General features: G+C 65.0%; 10 protein-coding genes. 6 read left to right on the forward strand and 4 right to left on the reverse strand.

Translation table 11 applies throughout. The annotated features are described in order from the left end of the window. Window position 1: 1 nt before the first annotated feature. Both QX071_RS01575 and QX071_RS01580 read right to left on the reverse strand, forming a co-directional pair. The gene (locus tag QX071_RS01575; RefSeq protein ID WP_315702607.1) at window positions 2-1,528 is read right to left on the reverse strand and encodes an MFS transporter; all 1,527 of its coding nucleotides are present in this window, start codon (window positions 1,526-1,528) and stop codon (window positions 2-4) included. Between the two features lie 369 nt (window positions 1,529-1,897). Then, entirely contained in the window at window positions 1,898-3,937 is a 2,040-nt protein-coding gene (locus QX071_RS01580) for a HAMP domain-containing methyl-accepting chemotaxis protein (protein WP_315702606.1), read from the reverse strand. Between the two features lie 289 nt (window positions 3,938-4,226). Here QX071_RS01580 and QX071_RS01585 point away from each other — a divergent pair, with 289 nt between their 5' ends. From QX071_RS01585 to QX071_RS01610, 6 genes are all read left to right on the forward strand, one after another. Then, window positions 4,227-4,712, forward strand: coding sequence for a (2Fe-2S)-binding protein (locus QX071_RS01585; RefSeq protein WP_315702605.1), 486 nt, complete (start codon window positions 4,227-4,229; stop codon window positions 4,710-4,712). A gap of 82 nt (window positions 4,713-4,794) precedes the next feature. Then, window positions 4,795-7,140, forward strand: coding sequence for a xanthine dehydrogenase family protein molybdopterin-binding subunit (locus tag QX071_RS01590; protein WP_315702604.1), 2,346 nt, complete (start codon window positions 4,795-4,797; stop codon window positions 7,138-7,140). A 19-nt stretch (window positions 7,141-7,159) separates the two neighbouring features. Further along, window positions 7,160-7,963, forward strand: coding sequence for a xanthine dehydrogenase family protein subunit M (locus QX071_RS01595; protein WP_315702603.1), 804 nt, complete (start codon window positions 7,160-7,162; stop codon window positions 7,961-7,963). A 294-nt stretch (window positions 7,964-8,257) separates the two neighbouring features. Continuing rightward, a complete protein-coding gene (locus tag QX071_RS01600; protein WP_315702602.1) occupies window positions 8,258-9,370 on the forward strand; it encodes a CaiB/BaiF CoA-transferase family protein in 1,113 nt (370 codons plus the stop codon). Window positions 9,371-9,674: 304 nt separating this feature from the next. Further along, window positions 9,675-11,408 carry an ABC transporter permease subunit gene (locus tag QX071_RS01605; RefSeq protein ID WP_315702601.1) on the forward strand — a complete coding sequence of 578 codons (1,734 nt, stop codon included), beginning with the start codon at window positions 9,675-9,677 and terminating at the stop codon, window positions 11,406-11,408. A 14-nt stretch (window positions 11,409-11,422) separates the two neighbouring features. Beyond that, on the forward strand, window positions 11,423-12,733 hold the full coding sequence (locus QX071_RS01610; RefSeq protein WP_315702600.1) for a nitrate/sulfonate/bicarbonate ABC transporter ATP-binding protein: 1,311 nt from the start codon (window positions 11,423-11,425) through the stop codon (window positions 12,731-12,733). An 11-nt stretch (window positions 12,734-12,744) separates the two neighbouring features. Here QX071_RS01610 and QX071_RS01615 read toward each other — a convergent pair whose 3' ends face one another. Next, window positions 12,745-13,062 carry a cupredoxin family copper-binding protein gene (locus tag QX071_RS01615; RefSeq protein ID WP_315702599.1) on the reverse strand — a complete coding sequence of 106 codons (318 nt, stop codon included), beginning with the start codon at window positions 13,060-13,062 and terminating at the stop codon, window positions 12,745-12,747. 9 nt (window positions 13,063-13,071) lie between these two features. Next, window positions 13,072-13,593 carry a DUF4142 domain-containing protein gene (locus tag QX071_RS01620; RefSeq protein WP_315702598.1) on the reverse strand — a complete coding sequence of 174 codons (522 nt, stop codon included), beginning with the start codon at window positions 13,591-13,593 and terminating at the stop codon, window positions 13,072-13,074. Window positions 13,594-13,646: the final 53 nt, after the last annotated feature.

A 13,646-nucleotide genomic window follows, 5' to 3' on the forward strand; every position in this document is an offset into this window, starting at 1 on the left:
ATCATTCCATGACGGCCAGCGGGCGCGCCACGCTTTCCAGCGATTTCCGCTCCGCCGCCACCGCATAACGGAAGGCGACGGCCGCGGCGACCACCATCAACACAGCGCCGAACAGATAGCCGCCGAACACGGCGATGCGCGAGCCGGAATCGAGCAGCGCGCCGAACAGCGCCGGCCCCGCCACGCCGCCGATCCCGGTGCCGACGGCATAGAAGAAGGCGATCGCGAGCGCGCGCACTTCCAGCGGGAAGTTTTCCGAGACGGTGAGATAGGCCGCGCTCGCGGCCGGCGACGCAAAGAAGAAGATCACCATCCAGGCCGCGGTCTGGGTCTGCGCACTCAAGGCGCCGATCGAGAACAGATAGCCGGTCAGGGCGAGCAGGATGCCGGAGACACCATAGGTGAATGTGATCATGGTACGGCGGCCGAGCGTGTCGAAAAGCCGGCCGAGCAGCAGCGGCCCGAGCACATTGCCGGCCGCAAACGGCAGGATGTACCAGCCGACGCGATCCGGCTCGATGCCATAGAAGTCGGTCAGCACCAGCGCGAAGGTGAAGAAGATCGCGTTGTAGAAGAAGGCCTGCGCCACCATCAATGTCAGCCCGACCAGCGCGCGCTGGCGATAGGCCACGAACAGGGTGCGCGCGACTTCGCCGAGCGGCGTGTGGCCGCGCATGCGCAGCTTCATGTTCGGCAGCTCCTTCGCGCGCTGCTCGCGATCATGACCGGTGACGTCGCGCTCGATCTCGACGACGATCCTGTGCGCTTCGTCGGGATGGCCGTGGATCATCAGCCAGCGCGGGCTCTCCGGAATCCACATCCGCATCACGAGCACGATCAGGCCGAGACAGGCGCCGGTGCCATAGGCCAGCCGCCAGCCGAGATCGGGGCCGGTGATCGCCGGGTCGAGCAGCACGATGGCGCTGCCGGCGCCGATCGCGGCGCCGAGCCAGAAGCTGCCGTTGATCAGAAGGTCGGTCCAGCCGCGATAGCGCGCCGGCACCAGCTCCTGAATCGTCGAATTGATCGCGGTGTATTCGCCGCCGATGCCGGCGCCGGTGAGGAAACGAAACAGCGCGTAGCTCGCCACGCTCCAGGACAGCGCGGTGGCCGCGGTTGCCGTGAGATAGAGCGCGAGCGTGATGAAGAACAGTTTGCGGCGGCCGATGCGGTCGGTCAGCCAGCCGAAGCCGAGCGCGCCGAGCACGGCGCCGGCGAGATAGGCGCTGTTGGCAAGGCCGACGTCGAGATTGGAGAAGTGCAGGCTCGGGCTCGCCTTCAACGCCCCGGACAGCGCGCCCGCCAGCGTCACCTCCAGCCCGTCGAGCACCCAGGTGATGCCGAGCGCGAGCACGACGCGGGTATGGAAGCCGCTCCAGCGGAGATCGTCGAGCCGGGCCGGAATGTTGGTGACGATGACGCGGCCGTCATCGCCGGGCTGCACAGTTGCGGATTCGGCTGCAGATGTCCCGGATTGCGGCACAGCGGCGGCGCCATCATCGGGTGCGAATGCGTGCCGAAGAGCCATGCGGGACCATGCGAGAGCGCGGAAGCCGACCGTTCGGAGACGATGAACGGTAACGGTGAAGCAAATGCGGCAGCGCGCCGCCATGCTCCAACGCGGTGCTCGGGGACGGGTTCCAGCAGACAGGAGACGAGAAACGATCCCTGCGCATTCGCATGCAGCGGGGCCATGTTCGCAGATCACTTGTTTGAAGGCCTGCCAGCGGCCGCACGAACCGTGTCGTCCCGGCGAAAGGCAGGATCCGTGCTGCGGAATTCATCGAGGGAGCGCGGTGGCTGATGGCTTACATCGAAACCATTGCCTGGGCCATGGATCCCCGCTTTCGCGGGGATGATAGCGTGTGTGCGGCGAGCAACGTGGCAGTCAGCAGCGCTACGCCGCTCGGATATTCGCCATGAAGCGGTTGAGCTCCTCGCGCAGCCGCGCGCTTTGCGACGACAGCGATTTCGCCGAGAGCAGCACTTCTTCCGAGGCTGAACCGGTCTCGGTGGCGCCGCGATTGACCTCTGTGATATCGGCGGCCGCTTCACGCGTGCCGGCAGCGACGCCTTGCACATTGCGCGCGATCTCCTGGGTCGCCGTGCCCTGCTGCTCGACCGCGCTCGCGATCGACGAGGCGATGGTCGAGATCTGGCCGATGGTGCCGCCGATCTGCTTGATCGCGGCGACCGATTCCTTGGTCGCCTCCTGCATGCCGGAAATGTGGTTCGAGATCTCGTCGGTGGCCCGCGCGGTCTGGCTGGCGAGCGACTTCACCTCGGAGGCGACCACGGCAAAGCCGCGCCCGGCATCGCCCGCCCGCGCCGCTTCGATGGTGGCATTGAGCGCAAGCAGATTGGTCTGCTCGGCAATTGCGGTGATCAGCTTGACCACGTCGCCGATCTCCTGGGCAGCCGTCGACAGCTTGCCGATGCGACCATCGGTCTCCTCGGCCTGCACCACCGCCGATTCGGCGATGCGGTTGGATTCGCGCACCTGGCGCCCGATCTCCGCCACGGAGGTCGAGAGTTCCTCGGTCGCGGTCGCGACGGATTCGATGCCGCCGGTGGCTTGCTCCGAGCTGCCGGCGACACGGCCGGCGAGATTTTGCGTGGTCTCCGCGGTACGGGTCAGGGTGGCCGCAGCGGATTCAAGCTGATGGGCCGATTCCGAGACATTGGCGACGATCGAACCGACCGCGGTCTCGAACTCGTCGGCAAAGCGGATCAGTTCGGCGCGGCGTGCCGCACCGGCCGCCTTGTTCTGTGCATCCTGGCTCGCGGCATCGCGCTCGGCCTTGGCGATGGCCTGCACCTTGAACTCTTCGACCGCCGCCGCCATCTCGCCGATCTCGTCAGTGCGCCCGAGCCCGGGAAGCCTGACGTCGAAATTGCCGGAGGCGAGTTCGCGCATCGCCTTGCACATCGTGATCATCGGCCGCGAAATGCCGTTGCCGAGCATCAAGGCCAGGGCGGCGCAGAGCGCCAGGCCGCCGATCGCGAGCATCGCGATCAGCCGCTCGATGTCCGAAATCGTCGCGTTGGTGGCGGTCTCGATGCGCTCCTGGTCCGCCGTCAGGTCGGAGCGCAGCCCATTCGACAGTTTGAGGATCGTGACCGCGGCCTCGCCCATCTCCTTCTCGCGCTTCGCGAGCGCCTTGACGTTCTCCGCCAGCTTGGCAAAGCTGGTCCGGTACTGCTTCAGGAGCTCGCCGAGCTCGGTCACGCGCTGGGATATCTTTTCGTCGTTGGCATAGATCGTGACCAGCGAGTTCTCCAGGAAGCGGATGCGCGCGATCGCCCCATCCGCCGCACGCGGCTCGGATTTGGGGGTGAACGTACCGACCAGCGTCGAGGCGGTCAGGTACTGGCCGGTCAGGTCCTTGGCAGTGGTCTGGATGCTCGGAAGGCCCGCCAGCGCCGCGGTATCGGCAAGATCGTCGAACTTGTAGCGGATCTTGTTGCCCGTGACCGTCAATTGCTCGGTCGATATCCGCTTGTTCTCGCGTGTCAGGGTGACGATGTCGGCAAAGATCTTGCTGAAGACCTGAAACTCACTTTGCAGTTGCGAAAGCTGCGCGCGCCGCTCCGGCGCCGTCGTCGCCGCCGCCGATTTCGCCACGGCCGCCTGCAGCCGCTCCTGTGCCGCCATCGCCGCGCTCTCATCGTCCGGGCTGCCGGTCAGCGCGTAATAGCGGGCGAGCGCCTGATAGGAGACCAGCTCCCGGTCGATGATGCGCGCCGCATCCGCTTCCGCGACGCTGGCGCGATACGCAGCAACGGCCGAGGCAACCCGCTCGAACCCGAAATAGGCGAAGCCGAGGCTGGCCGCCGAGATCACCAGAACCAGGGCAAATCCGACAATGATCTTACCGCGGAAGCGAAGGGTCAGAAAACTTCCAGGCCGCTGCCCTGTCGCCGAACGCGCAGACATTCTCCACCCCCCAATTCCACCCGTCGCAAATAGCGGCCACGCCGGGCGGACGGCCCAGCCGCGATCAAAACTACGTCACAATGGATAAGGGCCGGTAAATTTGCGGAGGCTACATACAAGGTATGCCGCCAGATCCGGCTTGCCTCAGGCATAGGCAGGTAGAGCGCCTCCCGTCTCGTACTGCTCGACGCAAGACGCCGCGATGACATCCGGGACAAAAATTCGAGTTGCAAAGTGACGAGGCGCTGTTTCTAATTGGAATAAGTAAAAATCAAGCGGGAGGATCAACGTGTCGACAGTCAAACTGACGGTGAACGGCAAGCAGGTTGCGGTGGAGGTCGAGGACCGCACGCTGCTGGTCCAGCTGTTGCGCGAGAACCTGAACCTGACCGGGACCCATGTCGGCTGCGACACCAGCCAATGCGGCGCCTGTGTCGTCCATATCGACGGCCGCGCAGTGAAATCCTGCACGGTTCTGGCGGGCCAAGCCGCCGGCAGCAACGTGACCACCATCGAAGGCATCGCCAAGGGCGACGAACTGCATCCGATGCAGGCCGCCTTCCGCGACAATCACGGCTTACAATGCGGCTATTGCACGCCGGGCATGATCATGTCGGCCATCGATATTGTGCACCGCCATGGCGGCGAACTCGACGAGGCGACCGTGCGCGAGGAGCTCGAAGGCAACATCTGCCGCTGCACCGGCTATCACAACATCGTCAAAGCCGTGCTCGACGCAGCGGGCCGCATGAAGATGGCTCAGGCCGCCGAATAGGCGGGGCCACCCCACGACATCAACACTGCCGCTCTCGATGGGGAAGCGGTGGAATAACGAACTCCGGCAGGGAGAGGATCGCATGGGCATTGAAGGCATTGGCGCCAGCGTTGTGCGCAAGGAAGACAAGCGTTTCATCACCGGCAAGGGCCGCTACGTCGACGATATCAAGCTGCTGGGCATGACCTATGCCCATTTCGTCCGCAGCCCGCATGCGCATGCCAAGGTCAGGAGCATCGACACCTCCGCAGCCGAGGCGATGCCGGGCGTGGTCGCGGTGCTGACGGGCCGGCAGCTTGTCGACGACAAGATCGGCAACCTGATCTGTGGCTGGGCCGTTACTTCCAAGGACGGCTCGCCGATGAAGATGGGTGCGTGGCCGGCGATGGCGCCGGAGACCGTGCGCTTCGTCGGCCAGGCGGTGGCGGTCGTGATCGCCGAAAGCAAGAACCTCGCACGCGATGCCGCCGAGGCCGTCGTCGTCGATTACGAGGAGCTGCCGGCGGTGCCGGACATGCCCTCCGCCTTGAAGCCGGGCGCACCGCAGCTGCATCCGGAAGCGCCGGGCAATGTGGTCTACGACTGGTCGATCGGCGACGAGGCCGCCGTCAACGCGGCCTTTGCGAAGGCCACCAATGTCGTCAAGCTCGAGCTCACCAACAACCGCCTGGCGCCGAACGCGATGGAGCCGCGCGCGGCGATCGCCGATTATGACGCGGCGGAAGAACATTTCACGCTCTACACGACCTCGCAGAACCCGCATGTCGCCCGCCTCGTGCTGTCGGCGTTCTACAACGTCGCGCCCGAACACAAGCTGCGGGTGATCGCCCCGGACGTGGGCGGCGGCTTCGGCTCGAAGATCTTCATCTATCCCGAAGAGATCGTGACGCTGTGGGCGTCCAAGAAGGTCAACCGTCCGGTCAAATGGACCGGCGACCGCAGCGAGGCGTTCCTCACCGACGCGCATGGCCGCGACCACATCTCCACCGCCGAGATGGCGTTCGACGCAGACAACAAGGTCCTGGGGCTTCGGGTCAAGACCCACGCCAATTTCGGCGCCTATATGTCGCTGTTCTCCTCCTCGGTGCCGACCTATCTCTACGCCACCCTGCTGTCGGGCCAGTACAACATCCCGGCGATCTATGCCGAGGTGATGGGCGTCTACACCAACACCACGCCCGTCGATGCCTATAGAGGTGCGGGCCGCCCGGAAGCCAGCTATCTGCTGGAGCGCATGATGGAGACGGCCGCACGGCAGCTGAAGGTCGATCCGGCCGAACTCCGGCGCAAGAACTTCATCACGCAGTTCCCGCACCAGACCCCGGTGATCATGGCCTATGACACCGGCGACTTTAATGCCTCGCTCGACGCGGCACTGAAGGCGATCGACTATGCCGGCTTCCCCGCGCGCAAGGCGCAGGCGCAAGCCCAGGGCAAGCTGCGCGGCATCGGCTTCTCCTGCTACATCGAAGCCTGCGGCATCGCGCCCTCGAAGGCAGTCGGCAGCCTCGGTGCCGGCGTCGGCCTGTGGGAATCCGCCGAGATCCGCGTCAACCCCGTCGGCACCATCGAGGTCCTCACCGGAAGCCACAGCCATGGCCAGGGCCACGAGACCACGTTCTGCCAGCTCGTCGCCGACCGGCTCGGCATACCGATCAGCCAAGTGCAGATCGTCCATGGCGACACTGACAAGGTGCAGTTCGGCATGGGCACCTACGGCTCGCGCTCTGCGGCCGTCGGCCTCACCGCGATCCTGAAGGCGATGGAGAAGGTCGAAGCCAAGGCCAAGAAGATCGCGGCGCATCAACTCGAGGCGAGCGAAGGCGACATCGTGATCGAGAACGGCGAGTTCAAGGTCGCGGGCACCGACAAAGCGATGGCGCTGCCGATGGTCGCTCTCGCCGCCTATACCGCGCACAACCTTCCCGACGGTATGGAGCCCGGACTGAAGGAGAGCGCCTTCTACGATCCGACCAACTTCACCTTCCCGGCCGGGTCCTATGTCTGCGAGCTCGAGGTCGATCCGAAGACCGGCAAGACCTCGTTCGTCAACTTCGTCGCGGCAGACGATTTCGGGCGGCTCATCAACCCGATGATCGTCGAAGGCCAGGTCCATGGCGGCCTCGTCCAAGGCATCGGCCAAGCCCTGCTCGAGCACGCGGTCTATGACGGCAATGGCCAGCCGGTCACGGCATCGTTCATGGACTACGCGATGCCGCGAGCCGACGACGTGCCCTCGTTCAAGCTGAGCCACACCACCACGCTCTGCCCGGGCAATCCGCTCGGCGTGAAGGGCTGCGGCGAGGCCGGCGCGATCGGGGCCTCGGCGGCAGTGATCAATGCCATCACGGATGCGATCAGCAACAACAAGCTCGAAATGCCGGCAACCCCGGACCGCGTCTGGCACGCGATCCACGGCAACGCCTGAAGACGACGGAGGAGCAACTATGTATCAGACCACTTATCATCGCCCCTCTTCGATCGACGAAGCAGTCGCCCTAGTGTCTTCCAAGGGCAGCGAAGCGAAGTTCTTGGCCGGCGGGCACACGCTGCTTCCTGTGATGAAGCAGCGTCTTGCCGCCCCGTCCGACGTCATCGACATCGGCAAGATCAAAGAGTTGATCGGCATCGAGGCCTCTGCCGACACGCTGACGGTCAAGGCGGCGACGCCGCATTATGACGTCGCAACCTCCGACACGGCGCAGAAGGCGATCGCGGCACTCGCCTATCTGGCTTCGCTGATCGGCGATCCTGCCGTGCGCCACCGCGGCACCATCGGCGGCTCGCTCGCCAACAACGACCCGGCGGCGGACTACCCGGCGGCCGTGCTCTCGCTCGGCGCTACCGTGAAGACGAACAAGCGGTCGATCGCGGCCGACGACTTCTTCCAGGGACTGTTCACGACCGCGCTGGAGGACGGCGAGATCATCACCGAGGTCTCGTTCCCTATCCCCGAGAAGGCCGGCTATGCCAAGCTGCGTCATCCGGCGTCGCGCTTCGCGCTCACCGGCGTCTTCGTTACCAGGACCAAGGGCGGCGATGTGCGGGTGGCCGCGACCGGCGCTTCGCAGAGCGGCGTGATGCGCGTTGCCGCGATCGAAGCCGCACTCAAGGCGAACTGGTCCCCGTCGGCGCTCGACGGTGTCACCGTCTCTCCCGACGGCCTCCTGAGCGATATCCATGGCTCGGCCGATTACCGCGCCAACCTGGTGAAGGTGATGGCGCAGCGCGCCGTGCAGGCTGCGGGCTGAGGTCGCGGCGCGGCTGATTCCGCGTCACGGCACACGACATTCCATGCGGCGCGCAGCGATGCGCGCCGTTTTGCTTTGCGGGATACAGCGCGCCTGCCTTGGTGCTTGCCTTGGTTGCACTCACGCGGGACAATCGGACATCAGGAAACGCCACGTCGCGCGTGACGACGCTTGATCGAGACAGACAGCCACCACGCACTTGCAGCCTCCCGCAACGGTGAGGGGTGTAACTCGCCGCTGCCGCTTTCGTCCGATCCGCCGCCTCACGCGCTGAGACACTGCAGGAAACACAACGTGCTCGACACGACCGCACCGCAGACATCAGTTCGCGCCACCGGCCCGCTCGCCGGATATCGCATCGTCGAGTTCGCCGGCATCGGCCCCGGACCCTTCGCCTGCATGATGCTGGCCGACATGGGTGCCGATGTCGTCACGCTCGATCGCGTCGGCGCGCGCAAGGCCATGAAGTCGGTCGCCGGTCGCGGACGCAGGGTCGTCGAGATCGATCTGAAGGACAAGGCGGCGGTCGCCCAGGTGCTGGACCTGCTCGCCGGCGCCGACGCGCTGATCGAAGGTTTTCGTCCCGGCGTCATGGAGCGGCTGGGCTTAGGTCCAGACGTCGTCCTCGCACGCAACCCCAAACTGGTCTATGGCCGCATGACCGGCTGGGGCCAGGAGGGCCCGCTGGCGCAGGCCGCCGGCCACGACATCAACTACATCTCCATCACCGGCGCACTGGCCGCGATCGGCCCCAAGGAGCGGCCGGTGCCGCCGCTCAACCTGGTCGGCGATTTCGGCGGCGGCGCGCTCTATCTCGTGGTCGGCGTGCTCGCCGCCCTGCTCGAGGCCTCGAAGTCCGGCAAGGGCCAGGTGGTCGATGCCGCGATGTGCGATGGCGCGGCCTCGCTGATGTCGATGTTCTTCGACCTCACCGCAATGGGTCGCTGGACCGAAGGCCGCGAGCGCAACTTCCTCGACGGCGGGGCGCATTTCTACGGCGTTTACGAATGCGCCTGCGGCAACTTCATCTCGATCGGCTCGATCGAGCCGCAGTTCTATGCGCTGCTCCGCCAGCACGCGGAATTGTCCGACGCCTGCTATGATGCCCAGATGGACCCGAACGCTTGGCCGGACCTGCGCGAGAGGCTCGTCGCCATCTTCAAGAGCAAGACGCGCGACGAATGGTGCCAGATCATGGAAGGTACCGATATCTGCTTCGCCCCGGTGCTGACCATGTCGGAAGCGCCCAAGCATGCCCACATGGCGGCGCGCGGCGTGTTCGTCGACCGCCACGGCATCACCCAGCCCGCGCCTGCCCCGCGCTTTTCGCGCACCCCGTCCACCATCCGCGAACCCGAGGTGGCCGACATCGGGGCGGTGGTGAACGCGTGGCGGGAGGAACGGTGATTCGGCATTTCCGACCTGTCGGCGACCGACGCTAGATCAATATTCCGATGTCGTCCCGGCCCGGCGCGCCTTCGCGCGCGGAGGCGGGACGACACCTCTCAACTCGGCTTTCATCGCGCCAAGACCGGCAGACTCGGCATCACCGCTCGCCCAGCCCACCCCCGATAACAACCCATCACAAATCCCGCCTACCATGGCGGTCCGGATGACTGCCGAATCGGCCCGCTTGAACCGACCCGCGATAGTGTGGGAAGGAGGCGTCGCTGCGGCGCACAAGCACGACCGGCGGGACGAGACACGCGCGATGATACTTCAAGACATCAACACAACCGTGTTGCGAGAGGCGGTGCGGCCCAATATCTGGGACATCGTCGCGTTGATCATCGTGATCGGCGCCATGGTCCTGATCGTCTATGGCGGCGAACAGACCACGCTGCCGCTGTCCGCGCTGGACACCGCGCCGGTGTCGCTCGATCCATCGCACCTGCCGCTCTATGCGCTGCGGACCACGCTGCGCATGCTGTTCGCGATGCTGTGCTCGCTGATCTTCACCTTCGTCTACGCCGCGCTCGCCGCCAAGAGCCGGCGCGCCGAGATGGTGCTGATCCCGCTGCTGGACATCCTGCAGTCGGTGCCGATCCTGGGCTTTCTCACCTTCACGGTCGTGTTCTTCATGAACCTGTTCCCGGGCAAGGTGCTTGGGGCCGAGGCCGCTTGCGTGTTCGCGATCTTCACCAGCCAGGCCTGGAACATGACCTTCAGCATGTACCAGTCGATGCGCAACGAGCCGAAGGACCTGGACGAGGCCACGCGCAGTTTCCACCTGTCCGCCTGGCAGCGCTTCTGGCGCCTCGACGTGCCATTCGCGATGCCGGGCCTGATCTGGAATGCGATGATGTCGATGTCCGGCGGCTGGTTCTTCGTGGTGGCCTCCGAAGCCATCACGGTCGGCAACACCACGGTGACCCTGCCCGGCATCGGCTCCTATGTCGCGCTCGCGATCGCGCAGAAGAACCTCGTCGCGATCGGCTACGCGATCCTGACCATGCTCTTGGTCATCATTGCCTATGATCAGCTGCTGTTCCGGCCCATCGTGGCCTGGGCCGACAAGTTCCGCTTCGAGCAAACGGCCTCAGGCAATCCGCCGACCTCGTGGATGCTCGATCTTTTCCGGCGCACGCGCGCGTTGCGCGCGCTGACGATCCCCTTCGCCGCCGTGAACCGGTCGTTTTCCAATCTGCGGATCAACTGGCCGACGACCTTCAATGCGACGGTTCGCACCAGTCAGCCGTCGCGGCTGATCGACGCGCTGTGGCTCGCCGTGATCGTGATCGGCTGCGGCTATGCCGGCTGGAAAACCTATGCCTATCTCTCGGCAACGCTGGCCCTTGCGGATGTCGCCATATCAATCGGCTACGGCCTGATCACCCTGCTCCGCGTGGTGGTGCTGATCGCGCTGGCCTCGCTGATCTGGGTACCGGTCGGCGTCTGGATCGGGCTCCGGCCCAAACTCGCCGAACGCATGCAGCCTCTGGCGCAGTTCCTGGCGGCGTTTCCGGCCAACCTCGCTTTTCCGGTGGTGGTGGTGCTGATCGTGCGCCTCAAGCTCGATGCCAATGTCTGGCTGAGCCCGCTGATGATCTTAGGCACTCAGTGGTACATCCTGTTCAATGTGATCGCGGGCGCCAGCGCCTTCCCGACCGATCTGCGCGAAGCCGCGTCCAGCTTTCACCTCGGCGGTTGGCGCTGGTGGACGAAGGTCATCCTGCCCGGCATCTTCCCCTATTACATCACCGGCGCCGTCACCGCGTCCGGCGGCTCCTGGAACGCCTCGATCGTGGCGGAGGTCGCAAGCTGGGGCGACACCCATCTGACGGCAACAGGGCTCGGCGCCTATATCGCGACCGCGACCGAACAGGGCGACTTCCCGCGCGTCGTGCTCGGCATCGCCGTGATGTGCATCCTGGTGACCTTGTTCAACCGGCTCTTGTGGCGGCCGCTCTACGCGTTCGGCGAGCGCCGGCTGCGCCTTGGCTGAGGAGGAGGACTCTCATGCGCGACCAGATCAACCAGGCTTCGCTGATCGACATCAAGAGTGTCAGCCGACTGTTTCCCAAAGGCAGCGGCGAGGATCTCGTCGTGCTGGAGAAGGTCGACCTGACCATTCGCGCCGGTGAGATCGTCGGCCTGCTGGGCCGCTCCGGCTCGGGCAAGTCGACGCTGTTGCGGATCATCGCGGGCCTGGTCTCGCCGTCCTCGGGCGAAGTCAAATGCCGCGGCGAGACCATCTCAGGGCCTCCCAATGGGGTCGCCATGGTGTTCCAGTCGTTCGCGCTGTTCCCCTGGCTCACGGTGCTGCAGAACGTCGAACTCGGACTCGAGGCCCTCGGTATCGACAGCGCCGAACGGCGCAAGCGCGCGCTCGCCGCGATCGACCTCATCGGTCTCGACGGTTTCGAATCGGCATACCCCAAGGAATTGTCCGGCGGCATGCGCCAGCGCGTCGGCTTCGCCCGCGCACTGGTCGTGCATCCCGACCTCTTGCTGATGGACGAGCCGTTCTCCGCGCTCGACGTGCTGACCGCCGAGACGCTGCGCACCGACCTCGTGGACCTCTGGACCGACGGAAGGCTGCCGATCAAATCGGTCTTGATGGTGACGCACAACATCGAGGAAGCGGTGCTGATGTGCGACCGCATCCTCGTCTTCTCCTCGAATCCCGGCCGTGTCGCCGCCGAGTTCAAGGTCGATCTGCCCCATCCGCGCAACCGCCTCGATGCCGCCTTCCGCCAGCTGGTCGACAGTCTCTATGCCCGTATGACGCAGCGGCCGGAGCCGAAAGCGCCAACCATCGACGGCGCGCCGGGTGCGGGCGTCGGCATGGTGCTCAGCCACGTAGGGTCGAACTCGATCTCGGGTCTGATCGAGGCGCTCGCGGGCGAGCCCTATAATGGCCACGCCGACCTGCCGGTGCTGGCCGGGCATCTGCAGCTCGAGGTCGACGAGATCTTTCCGCTCGCCGAAGCGCTGCAGCTGTTGCGCTTCGCCCAGCTCAGCGAAGGCGACCTGACGCTGACCGAAGCCGGCAAGCGCTTCGCGCATCTGGAGACCGACGAGCGCAAGAAGCTGTTCGCCCAGCATCTGACCGAGAACGTCCCGCTGATCGGCCTGATCCGGCGCGTGCTCGACGACCGGCCGTCGCACACAGCGCCGGCCGCACGCTTCCGCGTCGAGCTTGAGGACTACATGTCCGAGCACTATGCCGACGAGACGTTGGAGACGATCATCTCCTGGGGACGTTATGCCGAGCTGTTCGCCTATGACGAGCAATCCGAAGCGTTCAGCCTGGAGAACCCGCACTGAGGCCGACAACATCAGCGATCGATTTTCAGAGTCGCCTTCATGTTGGGATGATAGCGACAATAGTAATCCACCGTCCCTGCCTTCTTCAGCAGCAGGCTCCCCGTCTTGTTCGGCGGCAGGACGACGTCGAAATTGCCATTGCGCGCCGTGGCGGTATGGACCAGCGCATCCTTGTTGATCCATTCAATGGTGTCGCCGACCTTGGCCGAGGCCATGGCCGGCGATATCTCGAGATTCTGCATCGAGATCTGGATGGTGGCCGCGCGCGCCGGAACGCTCGCGGCCGCCAGCATGAGCGCGCTCGACAGGGCAAGTCGTCCTATCCGCATGGCACCGTCCTACTTCAGATCGGCTTCGACATGCTCGGCATGCTGCTCGTGGCCTTGAAAGATCTTCAGGCCGGTCTGCAATAGGCTCTTCAGCTCGGCATTGCTGGCGGAGGGAATCAGCTGGGTTTCAAGCGCGTTGTTCACGGTCTTGTGGAAGGCGACTTCGTTGGCGATATACGCCTTGTCGAAATTCGCGCCCTTAAGCTTGGCGAGCTCGCTGCGTTTTTCGCCGGCCTGCTTGGACAGCGTGCGGCTGGTGTCGTTGTCTTCCGGGGTGACCTTCAGCTTTTTCACGAGGTCCAGCGCCTGCTTGTTGACGGCTTCGTGGTCGCGCACCATGCCTTCCGCGAACTCCTTCACCTCCTTGTTGCTGGACTTGTCCAAGGCTTGCTTCGCAGCTTTGATGTCGATCTCGCCTGCGGTGTACGCGATATGGGCGATCTGCGGATCGGTGAGCTTGGCGCCTTGCGAGAGCGCCGCGATACTCGACAGGCAGATCACGACGGCCGCCGCGCCGATACGGTTGAACATGGCTTCAATCTCCTGTAGCGCCGGACCTCGCGGCCGGCGGTAAATGGTTGCAC

Origin of the sequence: Bradyrhizobium sp. SZCCHNS1022 (assembly GCF_032484835.1) — a bacterium.
In the GTDB taxonomy this organism is placed as follows: Bacteria; Pseudomonadota; Alphaproteobacteria; order Rhizobiales; family Xanthobacteraceae; genus Bradyrhizobium.

Excerpts from the sequence above, each read along its gene's own strand:
- QX071_RS01575 (WP_315702607.1), bottom strand. The coding sequence starts at position 1,528 with ATGGCTCTTCGGCACGCATTCGCACCCGATGATGGCGCCGCCGCTGTG.
- QX071_RS01580 (WP_315702606.1), bottom strand. The coding sequence starts at position 3,937 with ATGTCTGCGCGTTCGGCGACAGGGCAGCGGCCTGGAAGTTTTCTGACC.
- QX071_RS01590 (WP_315702604.1), top strand. The coding sequence starts at position 4,795 with ATGGGCATTGAAGGCATTGGCGCCAGCGTTGTGCGCAAGGAAGACAAG.
- QX071_RS01595 (WP_315702603.1), top strand. The coding sequence starts at position 7,160 with ATGTATCAGACCACTTATCATCGCCCCTCTTCGATCGACGAAGCAGTC.
- QX071_RS01605 (WP_315702601.1), top strand. The coding sequence starts at position 9,675 with ATGATACTTCAAGACATCAACACAACCGTGTTGCGAGAGGCGGTGCGG.
- QX071_RS01610 (WP_315702600.1), top strand. The coding sequence starts at position 11,423 with ATGCGCGACCAGATCAACCAGGCTTCGCTGATCGACATCAAGAGTGTC.
- QX071_RS01615 (WP_315702599.1), bottom strand. The coding sequence starts at position 13,062 with ATGCGGATAGGACGACTTGCCCTGTCGAGCGCGCTCATGCTGGCGGCC.
- QX071_RS01620 (WP_315702598.1), bottom strand. The coding sequence starts at position 13,593 with ATGTTCAACCGTATCGGCGCGGCGGCCGTCGTGATCTGCCTGTCGAGT.